Genomic DNA, 15,757 nt, shown 5'->3' with positions numbered 1-15,757 from the left:
ACGTCTTCGCCGTCTTGAGTCCCACCACGCCGGCGGCGATGTAGGCGGCCATCCTAACACTGAAGATGCTGATGTTTCTAATGATGCTTGTGTGATGCCTGTTACCGAGGCCCGCCGGCCGGAACCTCTTGTCAGGCGTGGGGCGGGACGCGCGGCTTGGTTAACGACACTGCCCCGCCCCGCATAAAATGAGGGCCATGAAGGTTTTGGTCACCGGCGGCGCCGGCTACATCGGATCACACACGGCTCTGTGCCTGCTTGAGGAAGGACATGAGGTCGTCGTACTGGACAACCTCATGAACTCGAACATCGAGGCAGTCCACCGTGTTGAACAACTCGCCGGCAGGGAGGTGGAGTTTCGCGAGGCCGACCTGCTCGACGCCGAGGCTGTCGACCAGGTCTTCGCCGAGGGGGGCTTCGGCGCCGTCATCCACTTCGCGGGCCTGAAGGCCGTCGGTGAGTCGGTGGCGAAACCGCTCTGGTACTACAAGAACAACGTGGCAGGCACACTCAACCTCCTCGAGAGCATGGAGAAGGCAGGCGTCCGGCGGTTGGTCTTCAGTTCATCGGCCACCGTCTACGGCGCCTCGGAACACGTTCCCCTCATCGAGAAGTCCCCGCTGGACGCAACTAATCCCTACGGCCGGACGAAAGAGCAGATCGAGGACATCCTGTCCGACCTGAGCGCAGCGGACCCGCGGTGGAGCATCGCGCTGCTGCGCTACTTCAATCCCGTCGGCGCGCACGAATCAGGGCGCATCGGCGAAGACCCCCACGGTATCCCCAACAACCTGCTGCCTTTCGTCGCGCAGGTTGCGGTGGGACGCCGCGAGAAGGTCATGGTGTTCGGCAACGACTACCCGACGCCGGACGGAACCGGGGTCCGTGACTACATCCACGTTATGGACCTGGCGGCCGGGCACCTGGCAGCTCTGAACTACCTGCAGACGAAGACCGGCTCGTTCCGGTGGAACCTTGGGACCGGCCGCGGTTCGTCCGTCCTGGAGGTCATCGAGGCCTTCGGTGCTGCTGCAGGCCATCCGGTTCCCTATGAGTTCGCACCCCGCCGGCCGGGGGACGCGGCCGTGAGCTACGCGGACGCCTCGGCGGCCCTGGCCGATCTGGGATGGTCCGCCCATCGTGACCTGGCGCAGATGTGCGCTGACCACTGGCGCTGGCAGAGTGCAAACCCCTACGGCTACGCCGGGAACGCCTGAACCGGCTGCGGCGGCTCGTCCGCCGCAGCATCCCCACCGCGCGTTGGATCGAACGCATCTGACCCCTCGCTGCCTCATCGACAGGCGGCGAGGGGTCTTTCCAACTCCGGGACTGTGCGTGCGGTTCGGCCTTACGGAAGCTGTTTGGCGATGTATGGTGCCAAGGCACGTGCGTATTCAGCACTGAGGTGTGAATAGTCCCGGTACACAATCGTCTCTCCAACGACGGGGTAGCAGAGCTTGTCGTCGCAGAACTGATTCCGAAGCGATATGCGCTTGACCCCTTCAGAGGATGCGGCTTTCGCCGCATTCGTGATGGCCGTGTTCGCCGGTATCGCCTTGTCCACTGGAACGGCACAGGCGAGAGCATCTTGCTGGCGCGCCAGGCAGGTGGGAACATATTCCCCGGTTGTCCGCGGGACGTCGTCGAAAGCCACGACCTGCTTTCCCGCCGCGAGCCATTGGTGCCACACCGCGACAAAGCCGTCAGTAGCGGGATCACTGAACGACCTTGCGTTCGGGGATTCGAATGAGTAGGCAGTCGAATAGGACGCAGCGAAGACCGTGGTCACGGTATCGTCCCGGGCCAAGTCGCGGGCTACCTTCTGACCCCATGCCAGGCAATCGCGCTGGTTTGAATCGGTCTTCTCGGAGGGCAGCACGCGGACGGCCGAAGTAACGGGGCAGGAACTCTTAGTGTAAGTCCGGATGTGCCAGCCGCGGTCTTTTGCCAGAGCCTCAAGGGCAGGCACCCAGGCGGTAGCGTGCGAGTCGCCGACAATCGCCACGGTTTCGCGTGCCTTCGAAGCGTCCACGCCCAGGTCGCAGCTCACCAAGTCAGTGCCAACCGCTCCAGCCTCACATCCAGGGTGCGGCGGACGCGTGTTCTCCTTGGCGATCAGGGCAGGCGCAGGACTGGGCGCTTCCTTCCCGATCACTGGACCGCAGCCGTTGGCTGGTTCGAGCGCGCCGGGGCCGTAGCAGGCGCCAAGTTCTGATGAGCGGTCCGGGCTCGATTCAGAATAGGCGGCCGCTGTCAGGCCGAAACACATTGCGACAGTGATCACCATGCCGACTGAGGCGAACAGATAAGCCCGCAGGGATTTCTTCAGCAACCGGCCACGCCGCAAGGGATCCTCAACGGACAATTTGGTGATCCATGCCAGCACGGTTGAAGCCAGCAATATGAGCAGCTTCTCCAAGGCCCCCAGTTCATGGCGTAGGACGAACGGCAGAACGACGAGCAGCGGCCAGTGCCAGAGATAGATACCATAGGACACGTCGCCTATAAAGATCGCGGGGCGACGCGAAAGCCACCAGCGGGCTGTCATCCGGGCGGTATTTCCGCTGCAAATAAACACCAGGACTGTGCCCAGCACCGGAAGCATGGCCGTCCAGCCAGGGAAGGGCGTGGCGCCGTCGAACGCCAGTGCAGCGTACGCGATCAGGGCAACTCCGGCCCAGGCGAGAACCGTCGCCAGGCGCCCGGAGTATTGCCGTCCGTTGAAAATAAGCGCCGCGAGGCCGCCGGCGGCGAATTCCCAGACCCGGGTCGGGGTCACAAAATAGGCGACTGACGGGCTGTGCGCCGTCAGAAAGACCGAGTAGATCAGCGATGCTGCACCGACGAACGCTATGCCGGCAATCATCATGCCCCTTGGGGACGACAGCGGACCCAGTTTGGAGGCTATGGCTGGCCGTCGGGCGATGTACAGCAGCAGCGCCACCAGCAGGGGCCACACGAAGTAGAACTGTTCCTCGACCGACAGCGACCAGTAGTGCTGAACCGCGGAGGCATCGTTGTGCTGGGCTGAGTAGTCGACCGAGTCAGAGGCCAGAACCCAGTTTTGAACGTACAGGGCGCTCGCGCCGATCTGCCGTGCTGCAACTTCCCAGAGCGTCGACGGGATCCAGAGGAACACCGCCAGCAGCGATACCAGAAGGACAAGCAGCGACGCCGGAAGCAGCCTGCGGATTCTCCTTGCCCAGAAGCGTGTCAGCGCGAGAACGGAGCCATCACGGACGTCACGGTACATGTGGGAAGTGATGAGAAAGCCTGAGATGACGAAAAAAACATCGACACCCACGTAGCCGCCGGTGAGGCGCTGGGGCCAGAGATGGAAAAGCACCACCATGAGGACGGCGACAGCCCGGAGGCCTTGGATCTCTGGCTGGAACTGGCTTGTTGCCGGGGTCCCGCGGACCGCTGATGGGTGATTCCTGGACGTCTCGGGAGTTCGGATGGCAGGCACAACGAATAATTTTATCGCGACCCAAAGTGTTATCCACAATTGCGCCTTTTCTCTGTATTCGCCGGAAGCAATCACTTAGCTTTAACCCAGATGTACTGCTTCCGCTGGGGGCGGCAGTCGTTCGGGGGAATTCATGGATGCAGTACGCATTGTCGAGGATGAAGTCCGGGAGCTGATTCGTCGGCGGGGTCTCGATCCGTTGCACCAGACTGCCGAGGTCAGGCGGCTCGTGGAAGCGGCCGTGACCGACTATGACGAGCGCGCCCTCATGGGTCCGCTTCCACCGCTTGGGCCGCTGGAGCCGGCACGGCGGTTTGTCTTTGACGCGGTGGCCGGCTTCGGTGCCCTCCAGCCATTGCTGGACGATCCGTGGATCGAGGAGATCTGGATCAACGCGCCCACGGAAATCTATGTTGCACGGAATGGCGAATCCGAACTCACATCACTGAGCCTTACGGATCAGCAGGTCAGGGACCTGGTCGAGCGAATGCTGAAGAGCTCCGGCCGGCGGCTGGACATCTCATCTCCGTTCGTGGACGCCGCGTTGCCTGACGGGTCCCGCCTGCATGTGGTCATTCCCGACGTCACGCGGCGCCACTGGGCCGTCAACATTCGCAAATTCGTTGTGAAGGCAAGCCGGCTGGACCATCTCGTGGAGCTGGGCACCCTGACCCCGCATTCCGCGCGCTTCCTCGGCGCCGCCGTCGCGAGTGGACTCAACATCCTGGTCTCCGGAGCGACTCAAGCGGGAAAGACCACACTGCTGAACTGCCTCGCGGCCAGCATCGGCAGCCGGGAGCGTGTCATCACGGTTGAGGAGATCTTCGAACTGCAGTTTCCGCTTCGCGACGTTGTCGGGCTGCAATGCCGGCAACCAAATCTGGAAGGCGAAGGGGAGATCCCGCTTCGCCGGCTGGTCAAGGAAGCACTCAGGATGCGGCCCGACCGCCTGGTGGTTGGCGAAGTCCGGGAAGCAGAAAGCCTCGACATGCTGATCGCCCTTAACAGCGGCCTGCCGGGGATGTGCACCGTCCACGCCAATTCAGCACACGACGCCGTGACCAAGTTGTGCACGCTGCCCTTGCTCGCCGGGGACAACATTTCCAGCGCCTTCGTCGTTCCGACGGTGGCCTCCTGCATCGATCTGGTGGTCCACTGCACCCGTCTTGCGAACGGGCGCAGGCAGGTGACGGAAATCCTGTCCCTGGGCAGGCGGGTCGAGAACGGAATCATCGAGTCCTCCATGGTCTTTTCGATGATCGGCGGCCTGCTGGAGCCGACGGCCAACACCATGCCGGCGGAGGATAAATTTGCGAGGGCCGGCTACGAAGTCGCGGCACTTCTGGACCCGCGCTAATGGCTGCGTTGCTGGGGGTCCTGACAGGTGCCGGGCTGTTCCTCATCTGGTGGTCGGCCTGGGACCAGCCCGCGCGCCCCAAGCGCGGACCGCGGACCAGCCGCCTCCATGACCTCCTGCTGTCCGCGGGCATTGAAAAGGTCACCGGCGCGGGTCTCATCGGCACCGGCCTGGGCCTGGGCGCCTTTGCCACACTGGTCTTCTTCGCCGTAAGCAGGTCCTGGCCCATTTCCATGTGCTTCGGCCTTTTCGGGGGCTGGCTTCCGATGGCTGTGGTGAAATGGCGGGCCAAGCGCCGCAGCGCCGTCCTGCGCCGCGTATGGCCCGACGTCGTTGATCACCTGCGGTCAGCCATCCGGGCCGGGCTGTCCCTTCCGGAAGCGCTCATACAGCTGGGCGAGAAGGGGCCCGAGGAGCTCCGGCACGTGTTTCGCGACTTCGGCTCGGACTACCGCTCGGGCGGCCAGTTCGACGCGTCCCTCAACAGGCTCAAGGAACGGCTGGCGGACCCTGTGGCGGACCGCATCATCGAGGCACTCAGGCTTACCAGGGAGGTGGGCGGCTCCGATCTCGGCAAGCTGCTCGGGACTCTCGCCGAGTTCCTTCGCGAAAGCGCGCGGACCCGCAGTGAGCTTGAGGCGAGGCAGTCCTGGACTGTAAACGCTGCCCGGCTGGCTGTTGCGGCCCCGTGGATCGTCATGCTGCTGCTCGTCAGCCGCCCGGAGGCCGTGGCTGCATACAACACCCCCATGGGGGCAGCTGTGCTGGTGGGCGGCCTGGTGGTTTCGCTGGTGTGCTATTCGGTCATGCTGAAGATCGGCGCCCTTCCTGACGAAGAGAGGGTATTGCGATGACCACCGTGCCGGCGGCCGCGATCCTCTGCGGAGCGCTCCTGGGTGCCGGGCTGTGGCTCCTCCTTGTCAGGCTCCCGTTCATGCGCTCTGTCAGTTTCGTGGAACGCATCGAACCGCAGCTCAGGTCCCAAAACCTGGAATCCAGGCTCCTGCGGGCTGAAGAGCGGGTGCTTACTCCCTTTGGTCCAATCGAACGCATACTCCGCCCGCTGATCAGGGAAGCCACTGCCAAACTGGCGCGGTTCAACCTCGGCTCCGCAGCCCTCAGCCGCAGGCTCGCCCAGGCGCGCATCGACAAGTCTCCCCTGGACTTCCGCGCCCAGCAGCTCTTCTGGGCGCTGTGCGCGTTCATTGCTGCTGTCAGTGTCATTGTCATGGCAGCGCTGGCCGGGAGGTTCAGTCCCGTCCTGGCCGTGGCGGTATCAGCCGGCAGCGGGATTGGCGGATTCCTCTTCCGCGATTACTGGCTGGGCGTGCAGATCAGGCGGCGGGAGGAACGGATGCTGGCCGAGTTCCCGAGCCTGGCGGAAATGATTGCGCTCGCGGTCGGTGCCGGGGAAAGTGCCACCGGCGCCCTCGACCGCGTGTGCAGGACAGCCCGGGGCGAGCTCTCCAAGGAATTCAGCAGGGTCCTGGCCGAAACGCGGGCGGGAAGACCCTTGGTGGAAGCATTGCAGGAATTTTCCGCCCGCACGGATCTCGGGCCGCTCATCCGCTTCGTCGACGGCATCATCGTGGCCGTGGAGCGCGGCACGCCACTGGCCGAGGTTCTGAGGGCCCAGGCCCAGGACGTCCGGGATACGGCCAAGCGCGAGCTGATGGAGTCTGCCGGCAAGAAGGAAATCGCGATGATGGTGCCGCTTGTCTTCGGCGTGTTGCCCCTGACAGTAGTGTTCGCCGTCTTCCCCGGAATAGCGGCACTCAGCTTGAATTTTTGACGACAGCAAAACAAATACAACTCGCAGAAAAGGGAAGCACATGACGTTCATGGCCAGGCACGGACTCGCACTTGTCGCCGCAGTGGCGGCGCTGATTGGCCACCCCCTGGGTGCGGCCCCGCGGCCCGGGAAGTCAACGATATCCGTGGACCATCCCGAGCGCGGCGATGTGCCCGGTTGGGTCATGATCACCCTGATGTCCGCGGTCCTCGTTGCCGCGTTGCTGGCCCTGGCCGGTCCCGCTCTGGAGGCCATGTTCAACCAGGCAATGGACACGGTCGGAAAATAGTCCGTGAACGGGACCGGCGCTGACACCTGCGGACGCGATCGCGGTGCCGCCGTGGTCGACTTTGTGCTCGTGGGCGCCCTGCTGACTCTGTTTTTTGTCTCCATCATCCAGCTCGCGCTGATCCTGCACGTGCGGAATACCCTCATCGACGCGGCGGCGTCCGGCGCCAGGTACGGGACCCTGGCCGACCGCAGCGCCGACGACGCCCGGCGCCGCACCGGGGAGCTCATAGGCACGGCACTCAATGCGGACTTTGCCCGGGACATCCAAACGCGTGAAGTCGTCTTCCAGGGGCTGCGGACGCTGGAGGTGACCGTCAGGGCCCCGTTGCCGGTCATCGGTCTCATCGGTCCGCGCGAAGCTTTGGAGGTCTCGGGCCATGCCGCGATCACCGGCTGACCGGATGTGGCCGCCCCTCGCCAACTGCGTCGCTGTCCGATTCCGGGAGGCCCTGTGCCTCGGCGCCGGTGCCGCAGGTGGCACCGGGCAGGGATCCGGCGACGGCGCTCAGCGGGGGAGCGCCGTCGTGGAGTTCACCTTTCTGGGACTGCTGCTCATGGTTCCCGTGGTCTACTTCATCATCACGGTGGGCCAGATTCAGGGCGGCTCGTTTGGCGTAGTTGGCGCGGCGGACCAGGCGGCCAAGGTTTTCGTGGCCCAGCCGGATGCGTCGTCCGGCCGTGCGGCAGCAGAGCAGGCAGCCATGGTGGCCCTTGCTGATTATGGCCAGCCCGCCGGGAACGCAGGCGTGGAAATCCACTGTGACTCCGGCGGCGATTGCATGGCGGCAGGCTCCGCGGTCACGGTCACGGTACGGCTCGCCGTGCCACTGCCCTTCGTGCCCTTTGGGGAAGCGCTTCGGCTCAACGCCAGCCAGCTGAGTGCTTCGGCCACCCAGGTCGTGGGCAGGTTCCGTTGACGGCTCCCGCGGCCGGCCCCGCCCCCGATGGATCTCCAGGAACCAACATTGATGAGGACGGGCAAATGACAGTCCTCATCATCGGATTCGTCATGCTCGCCCTGCTGGTCAGCACCGTGGTCATGGCAGCCTCCAGCCTCTACATCGAGCACAAGAAACTTCTCTCGCTCGCGGACGGCGCCTCGGTGGCCGCCGCCGACTCCTACACGCTTGGCCAGGTAGAAACAGCCGGCGGCACCCCTTCGGCGCTGCTGAACGGCGACAGGGTCCGGAACGTCGCTGCGGACTACCTCAGCCGCAACGGTGCTTTCGGTCGCGTCGACGGCCTGGCCGTCGCCGCCGGAACGGGGACACCCGACGGTTCTACCGCCGTCGTGGTTCTCAGCGCCACCGTGCACCCGCCAGTGGTCAACTTCCTCGTACCGGACGGCATCACCATCGCAGCCTCGTCCACCGCCCGTTCGCGGCTGACCCGGTAGACCCGCGGCTGACCCGGTAGGCCACTCCGGGCGCTGGCGCCGGTTGTGCTGCCGGCGCCGGCGTTGAGGGCGGATAGCGTACGCTTAAACAACCATGGCTCAAATTGATTTTGCTGCAGAAATCCGCGCGCTGCGCGGCACCTATACCTCCATCGAAAAGGTCACCGATGTCGAGGCGCTCAAGGAAGAGATCGCAGAACTGAGCGAACGTGCCGGCGAGCCGGACCTCTGGGACGACCCCGCGGCCGCCCAGGTCATCACCTCGAGGCTTTCGCACCGCCAGTCCGAGCTGGAGCGGCTGAATACTTTGGTGTCCCGCATCGATGACCTCGAGGTGCTGGTGGAACTCGGTCAGGACGAGGACGACGCCGACTCCATGGGGGAGGCCGAGGCGGAGCTCGAGTCCATCCGCAAATCGCTGAAGGACCTTGAGGTCGTCACTCTGCTCTCCGGCGAGTACGACGAGCGCGAGGCCGTGGTCACCATCCGCTCAGGCGCCGGCGGCGTCGATGCCGCGGACTTCGCCGAAATGCTGCTGCGCATGTACCTGCGGTGGGCCGAGCGCCATGGCTACCCGACCACCGTCATGGACACCTCCTACGCGGAAGAGGCAGGCCTCAAGTCCGCCACCTTCGAGGTCAACGCGCCGTATGCGTTCGGCACCCTGAGCGTCGAGGCTGGAACGCACCGGCTGGTCAGGATCAGCCCCTTCGACAACCAGGGACGCCGGCAGACCTCCTTCGCCGCCGTGGAAGTCATTCCCCTCATCGAACAGACAGACTCCATCGACATCCCGGACAACGAAATCCGCGTCGACGTCTTCCGCTCGTCCGGCCCCGGCGGCCAGTCGGTCAACACCACCGACTCCGCCGTCCGCCTGACCCACATCCCCACCGGCACCGTGGTATCCATGCAGAACGAGAAGTCGCAGCTGCAGAACCGCGCCGCCGCCATGAGGGTGCTCCAGTCGAGGCTCCTGCTGCTCAAGAAGGAGCAGGAAGATGCGGAGAAGAAGGCTTTCGCTGGCGACGTCAAGGCGTCCTGGGGCGACCAGATGCGCTCCTACGTCCTGAACCCGTACCAGATGGTCAAGGATCTCCGCACCGAACACGAAGTGGGCAACACCTCCGCAGTGCTGGACGGTGCCATCGACGACTTCATCGAAGCCGGGATCCGCTGGCGCACTGATAACCGCAACGCCGAGCGGTAGACACGCCCGGGCCTCGAAATCCCGAATCCCGCGACACGCCCCCCTGACTCCCGCCTGAGCAGGCCAGCCCGTGCGTATAGTCGAGAGGCCGGAGCCCTACTTCCCCTAGCGACAGCCCCCGCACCGGTTGCAGGCTATGCCCATAAAGCCGCGTCCTGCAGGGTTTTAGGGTCATGATCCGTTTCGAAAATGTCACCAAGGTCTACGACCAGAAAGCCAGGCCCGCCCTGGATTCTGTCAGCCTTGAAATTGACCGTGGTGAATTCGCCTTTCTCGTGGGCGCGTCGGGATCCGGCAAGTCCACGTTCCTGCGCCTGGTCCTTAAGGAGGACCGCGCCACCTCGGGGACCGTCTACGTCGCCGGCCAGAACGTGGCCAACATCTCCAGCTGGCGCGTGCCCCGCCTGCGCCGCGGAATCGGCGTGGTGTTCCAGGACTTCCGGCTGCTGCCGCAGAAAAACGTGTTCGCCAACGTCGCCTTTGCCATGCAGGTCATCGGCAAGAGCCGCAGCGTCATCCGCGACACTGTGCCGGAGGTCCTCAAGACCGTAGGCCTGGAGGGTAAAGAGAAACGCATGCCCCACGAGCTCTCCGGCGGTGAGCAGCAGCGTGTGGCCATCGCCCGCGCGGTGGTGAACCGCCCCGGCATCCTGCTGGCCGACGAGCCCACCGGCAACCTGGACCCCACCACGTCCATGGGCATCATGGGTGTCCTGGACAAGATCAACCAGAACGGCACCACCGTGGTCATGGCCACGCACGACGACGACATCGTCAACGAGATGCGCAAGCGCGTTGTGGAGCTAAAGAACGGCAAAGTCATCCGCGACGAAGCCCGGGCCCTCTACACATCGATGATGCCTGTGGTCGGCCAGTCCCGAAGGCTCAAGGACGCCAGCGGTCTCGACGACGACGGGGACGCCCGCGGCCACTCAGGCGGCGACCAGGCAGGGGAGGGGCGGCTGTGAGGCTCCAGTTCATTCTCGGCGAGATCGGCGGCGGCCTGCGGCGCAACCTGTCGATGGTTGTTTCCGTCATCCTGGTGACGTTCGTGTCCCTGACCTTCGTGGGCGCCGCCGGCATGCTCCAGCTGCAGATCAACCAGATGAAGGGCTACTGGTACGACAAGGTCCAGGTGGCCATTTTCCTTTGCGGTGAAGGCTCGACGGCGGCCGGCTGCGCCTCTGGGCCGGTGACGGCCGAACAGCAGGACAACCTGCGGACCCTGCTGGCCTCACCCGCGGTGGCCCAGTACATCAACGATTTCCAGTTCGAGTCGAAGGGCGACGCCTACAAGCACTTCAAGGAGCAGTTCTCGAACTCTCCCATCGTCGATTCGGTCACGGCGGACCAGCTTCCCGCCTCGTTCCGGATCAACATGAAAGACCCGGAAAAGTACCAGATCATCAGCGAGACCTTCTCCTCGCAGCCGGGCGTGGAAACTGTCATCGACCAGCGGCAGGTCCTGGAACGGCTCTTCTCCGTGATGAACGCCGCGTCCCTCGTGGCAGTCATCATCGCCGGGGTGATGACGGTGTGCGCGATCCTCCTCATTGCCACCACAATCCGGCTCTCGGCGTTCAGCCGGCGGCGTGAGACGGGCATCATGCGGCTCGTTGGCGCCTCCAAGACGGTGATCCAACTGCCCTTCATCCTCGAGGGCGTGATCGCCGCCGTCATCGGCGCGGCCCTCGCCTCAGGAACGCTGTGGGCGGTGGCCCACTTCTTCCTGGGCGAATACCTGTCCAAGCAGTATCCGGACACAGCGTTCATCTCCCCGGCCCAGACCCTGCTCCTTGCCCCGGCACTTGTCGGACTGGGCGTGGTTCTGGCGGGCACTTCATCTCTGCTCACGCTCCGCCGATACTTGAGGGTGTAGGCCATGCTCATTGAAGGAATGCCCATGACCAGTTCGGACGGGCCGGTTCGAAAGACACCGGCGGGAAGGACCCCGCTGCAAAGGAGCCCCCAGCGCAAGAACCCCGCGGGTCGCCACCGCAGGGTTCTCAGTGCCGCAGTGGCACTGGTGCTGGCCGCGAGCCTGGGCGCGTCCGCTCCTGCCTTCGCGGACGACCTTGAAGACCAGCAGGCCGCCCTGAAGGACGAAGCCGCCCGGGTCCAGCAGTCCCTCGAGTTCGTCGACGCCAAAATTTCAAAGGCGGCCGCAGACCTGGTGATCTACCGGGGACAGCTTCCGGCAGCACAGCAGGCGCTGCTCGAGGCCCAGGGCCGGGTGGCCAGTGCCGTCAAGGAAGTGGAGGCCCTCGCCGCCAGGGTGGATCTCGCGCAGCAGAACAAGGCCAAAATCACCCAGCAACTCGACGCGGACAAGCAGAAGATCGCCAGCACCAAAAAGCTGATCGGCCAGATCGCCACGCAGGCCTACAAGTCGGGCGGTGTGCCGTCCGACCTCACGCTGTTCTTCGGTTCCAACAACACCGGCAGCCTCACTGAGACGATGGACCTGGCCGACCAGGCCCTGCGCAGCCAAAACTCGGCGATGGACAAGCTCACGCAGCAGAATGCCACCAACGTGAACTCGCAGGCCCGCCTGCAGGCAGTCGAAGCAGAGATCAAGGACCTCAAGGCCAAGGCCGACGCCGCCCTTGCCAAGGAGAAGGCGGCCCGCGACGAGGCTGCCGCCAAGAAGGCCAAGGTGGACAAGCTCATTGCCGATACCGCGCGCCTGAACAAGCAACTCGAGGCCGCCAAGCCCGGAATCCAGAAGAAGCTGGCTGGCGTCCAGGCGCGCCAGGCCGCCGTCGCCGCCGAAATCAAGGAGCGCGACCGCAAGCTGCGCGAGGCGTGGCTCGCCGAGCAGCGGCGGATCGCCGCTGCTGCCGCCGCCGCGGCGAAGGCCAAGGGCGAACAACCGCCGCCTTATGTGCCGCCCGTGATCGGCCCGCCGTCGGCCTTTGGCCTCCGCCACCCGTTCCCCGACAGCATACCGATCACCTCCGGTTTTGGGTGGCGTGCGACGCCGCCCGGCACCATCGACTTCTACGGTGCCGGCGGCTACATGCACACGGGCATCGACTTCGGTGCCGCCTGCGGCACACCGGTGTACGCCGCGGCGGCCGGCACCGTGTTTTCGGCCGGCTGGGCGGACGACGGCGGTGGAAACAACGTCAAGATCTCGCACGGCGTGGTCCAGGGCAACTCGCTGACCACGATCTACTACCACAACACGAGCGTGGTGGTCTCCGTGGGGCAGCAGGTCAGCCAAGGCCAGCTCATCGCCTACTCGGGTACCACCGGAAACTCCACGGGCTGCCACTCGCACTTTGAGACCTGGCTGAACGGCGAGGCGGTTGACCCGATGCGCCTGCTCTGACGGGGGAAGACACAGCACCTGCCGTAGAATGGTAAGACTTTGTTCCGCTGCCGCCGGAACAGCCAGTACCGAGAACCGAGGAGTTGAACCGTGCCCAAAGAAAGTGGCCGTAAAGTCGTGGCCACCAACCGGAAGGCCCGGCACGACTACCATGTCCTGGACACCTACGAGGCCGGCATCGCATTGATGGGGACGGAGGTGAAGTCCCTCCGCGAAGGCCACGCATCCATGGTCGACGGGTTCTGCACGTTCTACAACGACGAGCTCTGGATGGAAGGCATCCACATCCCCGAATACAACCAGGGAAGCTGGACCAACCATGCGGCCCGGCGCCGCCGGAAACTCCTGCTGCACCGCGAGGAGCTCATCAAGATCTCGCACAAGATCCGCGAATCGGGCTTCACCATTGTTCCGCTGCAGCTCTACTTCCTGGACGGCCGCGCAAAGGTGGAAATCGGAATTGCCCGCGGTAAGAAGGACTACGACAAGCGCCAGACCCTTCGCGAGCAGCAGGACAAGCGAGAGGCCCTGCGCGTCATGCGCGAACGCAACCGGCGCTAGCGGCGCCACGCCCGGCGCGCTGTGCATCGGCTGGAATTATTCACCGTGCGCATGCGTTATGCTTGATAGTCCGGCAGGGATCAGATACTAAGCCTGTTCTCCGCCGGTTTGGTAACAAAATACGGGGATGATCGGTTTCGACGATGTTAGTCGCGACAGGTGAAGCGGGCCGAGGATGCAGAATTATCTCGTAAACGCTGTCTGCAAACCAATAAGTGCCGAATCTAAGCGCACTGACTTCGAACTCGCTGCTTAAGCAGTAGTTCAGTCCGTCAGCCCGGGGTTGCTATCGCCCCGGATCCTGGCGTCATTTAGATAGCCACTGCTGTTTGCTCCCGTCATCGGAGTAAACGGGACTCTTAGATGACTGGGCCCGGATCAGCCGCCTGTTTGCAGGACGGCTGGGGCCGAGAAATTCCGACGCAAACTGCGCCCGGAGAAGCCCTGACAACACGACATCGGACGGGGGTTCAATTCCCCCCATCTCCACATAAGAAAGCCCCTGGATCGCGAGATTCAGGGGCTTTTTTTGCTGTTGCCACAGGCCCGGATTTGCTGCCTGGAAATGGGCTGGCCGTTCCCGTTCACCCACGGCGTAGCCGGCACGGGACTACCCGCCCTGCCGGCGGGGTTGTGACAGGTATCACGAATCATCCGATTCGATACCTGCGGCAGGGAGGCATGCCATGTCCACGGCGGCTGCTAACGAACCGGGTCCCGTCGACGACGGCGCGGCCCTTGACTCATACTCCGAGACGGTCATCAGGGTGGCGAGGACCGTCACGCCCCATGTGGCTGCCATCGAGATGACGGGAAACCGGCGCAGCGGCCGGTTCCGGGTGGGCGCCGGATCCGCGGTCCTGTTCACGGAGGACGGCTACCTGCTGACCAACGCCCACGTGGTGGCCGGCACCCAGAAAGGCCGCGCCGTCTTCGCCGACGGCTCCGGTACGGACCTTGAGGTGGTGGGCGCGGATCCGTTGTCCGACCTGGCTGTGGTGCGGGGCCGTGCCCCGCATGTAGCCCCTGCCGAGTTCGGCGACGCCGAATCCCTGCAGGTGGGGCAGCTCGTTATTGCCGTCGGAAACCCGCTGGGGCTTTCGGGCTCGGTCACGGCGGGTGTGGTGAGCGGACTCGGAAGGGCAATTCCTGTCTGGGCCGGCCGCAACCGCCGGGTGATCGAGGATGTCATCCAGACCGATGCTGCCTTGAACGCCGGCAGTTCCGGCGGTGCACTGGCCGATTCCCGAAGCCGGATCGTGGGAATCAACACCGCGGTGGCCGGTGCCGGGCTGGGGCTGGCCGTTCCCATCAACAGCACATCACGCCGGATCATCTCCGCGCTCCTGTCGGACGGAAGGGTCCGGCGCGCCTATCTCGGTGTGGTCAGCACCCCGATCCGCTTGGGCACAAGCGAGGTGGTCCGCACCGGCCAGCGGGAGGGACTGCGCGTGGTGGAGGTGCTGTCCGGTTCCCCGGCGGAGCAGGCAGGTCTTCGGACCGGCGACGTACTGCTGCGGGTGGGTTCCCGGGCGGTCAGCAATGCCGAGAGCCTGCAGAAACTCCTGTTCGCCGAGGCCATCGGCGTACCGATGAACATAGCCGTCCTGCGCGACGGACACGTAATGGATATCCCGGCAGTTCCCGGCGAGATGGCGGACTGGGGATAAGAGCACAGCCCGAGCACAAACGACGGGGTGGCCAGGGAATTCCTGGCCACCCCGTTCGGTACGGTCCGGCAATCAGCGTTTCTTCAGATGCGCCACGGGGTCCGGGGCTCCCTCAATTGGGTGCTTGGCCTTTTTGTCCGCGCGTTTCTGCTTGATGGTCTTGCCCGCTTTTTTCTGCTGTTGCTGGTGCGGCGACTTGTCCGGCATGGCGTGCTCCCTCGTCCGAGGGGCAGGAGGGTGCCCCTCCCTACGTAAATTACGCCTGTTGCAGCCGAAATGTAACCGCCCGGACCGCCGTTACCCCGCGACGTCGGCGATGCCCACGAACCTGGTGCCCACGCCGTCGAACTCGCTCCGCACGAAACCGGGCACGGTCGGAGGGACTTCGGAGGGGCGGTGATGCGCGCACACGACATACGTGAATTCGGGCCACCACTTTTTGGGCCTGGCCGCCTCGGCGTACCCGCAGACCGCGCAGGTGAGATGCACCCACACCGGCCTTTTTCCTGTCCGATTGGCCCGGGACTGGACCAGCCAGGCCGGGGGATTGTCCAGCAGGTCACCCAACTCGGCTTCGGTCAGGTGCTTGGGAATGCCGTGGCGCTGGGCCATTTCCAGTGGTACATCCAGGGCAATTGCGGCATCACGTCTGCTGATCATCCAGTCCACGATACGGT

Annotated in this window: 17 protein-coding genes and 1 other RNA gene; 15 read left to right on the top strand and 3 right to left on the bottom strand. The window is 64.5% G+C overall.

All coding sequences use genetic code 11. The features are described 5' to 3' along the window. Positions 1 to 197: 197 nt before the first annotated feature. On the top strand, positions 198 to 1,217 hold the full coding sequence (gene galE, locus ACFRAH_RS05980; protein ID WP_377989979.1) for a UDP-glucose 4-epimerase GalE: 1,020 nt from the start codon (positions 198 to 200) through the stop codon (positions 1,215 to 1,217). Positions 1,218 to 1,348: 131 nt separating this feature from the next. Here the strand turns inward: galE and ACFRAH_RS05975 are convergent, their stop codons facing one another. Further along, positions 1,349 to 3,544, bottom strand: coding sequence for an acyltransferase family protein (locus tag ACFRAH_RS05975; RefSeq protein ID WP_377989978.1), 2,196 nt, complete (start codon positions 3,542 to 3,544; stop codon positions 1,349 to 1,351). 58 nt (positions 3,545 to 3,602) lie between these two features. Between ACFRAH_RS05975 and ACFRAH_RS05970 the strand changes: the two genes are divergently transcribed. The 14 genes from ACFRAH_RS05970 to ACFRAH_RS05905 all read left to right on the top strand — a co-directional run bounded on the left by ACFRAH_RS05970 (position 3,603) and on the right by ACFRAH_RS05905 (position 15,080). After that, complete coding sequence (locus ACFRAH_RS05970) at positions 3,603 to 4,826, top strand: CpaF family protein (RefSeq protein WP_377989977.1); 1,224 nt, start codon at positions 3,603 to 3,605, stop codon at positions 4,824 to 4,826. Next, complete coding sequence (locus ACFRAH_RS05965) at positions 4,826 to 5,680, top strand: type II secretion system F family protein (protein ID WP_377989976.1); 855 nt, start codon at positions 4,826 to 4,828, stop codon at positions 5,678 to 5,680. The genes ACFRAH_RS05970 and ACFRAH_RS05965 overlap by 1 nt, the downstream gene beginning before the upstream one ends. Next, positions 5,677 to 6,618: a type II secretion system F family protein gene (locus ACFRAH_RS05960; protein WP_377989975.1), complete on the top strand. Its 942-nt coding sequence runs from the start codon at positions 5,677 to 5,679 to the stop codon at positions 6,616 to 6,618. Before ACFRAH_RS05965 ends, ACFRAH_RS05960 begins: the two co-directional genes overlap by 4 nt. A 49-nt stretch (positions 6,619 to 6,667) precedes the next feature. Beyond that, on the top strand, positions 6,668 to 6,907 hold the full coding sequence (locus ACFRAH_RS05955; protein ID WP_377990054.1) for a hypothetical protein: 240 nt from the start codon (positions 6,668 to 6,670) through the stop codon (positions 6,905 to 6,907). Positions 6,908 to 6,910: 3 nt separating this feature from the next. Continuing rightward, on the top strand, positions 6,911 to 7,306 hold the full coding sequence (locus tag ACFRAH_RS05950; RefSeq protein ID WP_377989974.1) for a TadE family protein: 396 nt from the start codon (positions 6,911 to 6,913) through the stop codon (positions 7,304 to 7,306). Continuing rightward, on the top strand, positions 7,287 to 7,826 hold the full coding sequence (locus tag ACFRAH_RS05945) for a hypothetical protein (RefSeq protein WP_377989973.1): 540 nt from the start codon (positions 7,287 to 7,289) through the stop codon (positions 7,824 to 7,826). The genes ACFRAH_RS05950 and ACFRAH_RS05945 overlap by 20 nt, the downstream gene beginning before the upstream one ends. A gap of 65 nt (positions 7,827 to 7,891) precedes the next feature. Beyond that, complete coding sequence (locus ACFRAH_RS05940) at positions 7,892 to 8,305, top strand: pilus assembly protein TadG-related protein (RefSeq protein ID WP_377989972.1); 414 nt, start codon at positions 7,892 to 7,894, stop codon at positions 8,303 to 8,305. Between the two features lie 94 nt (positions 8,306 to 8,399). Further along, complete coding sequence (gene prfB, locus ACFRAH_RS05935) at positions 8,400 to 9,515, top strand: peptide chain release factor 2 (protein ID WP_377989971.1); 1,116 nt, start codon at positions 8,400 to 8,402, stop codon at positions 9,513 to 9,515. Between the two features lie 173 nt (positions 9,516 to 9,688). Continuing rightward, a complete protein-coding gene (ftsE, locus tag ACFRAH_RS05930) occupies positions 9,689 to 10,483 on the top strand; it encodes a cell division ATP-binding protein FtsE (protein WP_377989970.1) in 795 nt (264 codons plus the stop codon). After that, complete coding sequence (ftsX, locus tag ACFRAH_RS05925; RefSeq protein ID WP_377989969.1) at positions 10,480 to 11,394, top strand: permease-like cell division protein FtsX; 915 nt, start codon at positions 10,480 to 10,482, stop codon at positions 11,392 to 11,394. Before ftsE ends, ftsX begins: the two co-directional genes overlap by 4 nt. Positions 11,395 to 11,418: 24 nt before the next feature. After that, complete coding sequence (locus ACFRAH_RS05920; protein WP_377989968.1) at positions 11,419 to 12,849, top strand: peptidoglycan DD-metalloendopeptidase family protein; 1,431 nt, start codon at positions 11,419 to 11,421, stop codon at positions 12,847 to 12,849. A gap of 90 nt (positions 12,850 to 12,939) precedes the next feature. After that, positions 12,940 to 13,410, top strand: coding sequence for an SsrA-binding protein SmpB (gene smpB, locus ACFRAH_RS05915; protein ID WP_104136293.1), 471 nt, complete (start codon positions 12,940 to 12,942; stop codon positions 13,408 to 13,410). 123 nt (positions 13,411 to 13,533) lie between these two features. Continuing rightward, positions 13,534 to 13,902, top strand: a transfer-messenger RNA (tmRNA) gene (ssrA, locus tag ACFRAH_RS05910). Positions 13,903 to 14,096: 194 nt separating this feature from the next. Then, on the top strand, positions 14,097 to 15,080 hold the full coding sequence (locus tag ACFRAH_RS05905) for a S1C family serine protease (protein WP_377989967.1): 984 nt from the start codon (positions 14,097 to 14,099) through the stop codon (positions 15,078 to 15,080). Between the two features lie 72 nt (positions 15,081 to 15,152). On the opposite strand, the gene ACFRAH_RS05900 is transcribed toward ACFRAH_RS05905, so the two are convergent. Further along, positions 15,153 to 15,287 carry a hypothetical protein gene (locus ACFRAH_RS05900; RefSeq protein ID WP_377989966.1) on the bottom strand — a complete coding sequence of 45 codons (135 nt, stop codon included), beginning with the start codon at positions 15,285 to 15,287 and terminating at the stop codon, positions 15,153 to 15,155. A gap of 90 nt (positions 15,288 to 15,377) precedes the next feature. Continuing rightward, a complete protein-coding gene (locus ACFRAH_RS05895) occupies positions 15,378 to 15,740 on the bottom strand; it encodes a hypothetical protein (protein WP_377990053.1) in 363 nt (120 codons plus the stop codon). Positions 15,741 to 15,757: the final 17 nt, after the last annotated feature.

The sequence above is a fragment of the Arthrobacter sp. NPDC056727 genome, assembly GCF_042790555.1.
GTDB lineage: Bacteria > Actinomycetota > Actinomycetes > Actinomycetales > Micrococcaceae > Arthrobacter.
The sequence above is the reverse complement of the archived record's forward strand: the minus strand, read 5'-3'. Positions and strand labels throughout refer to the sequence as shown.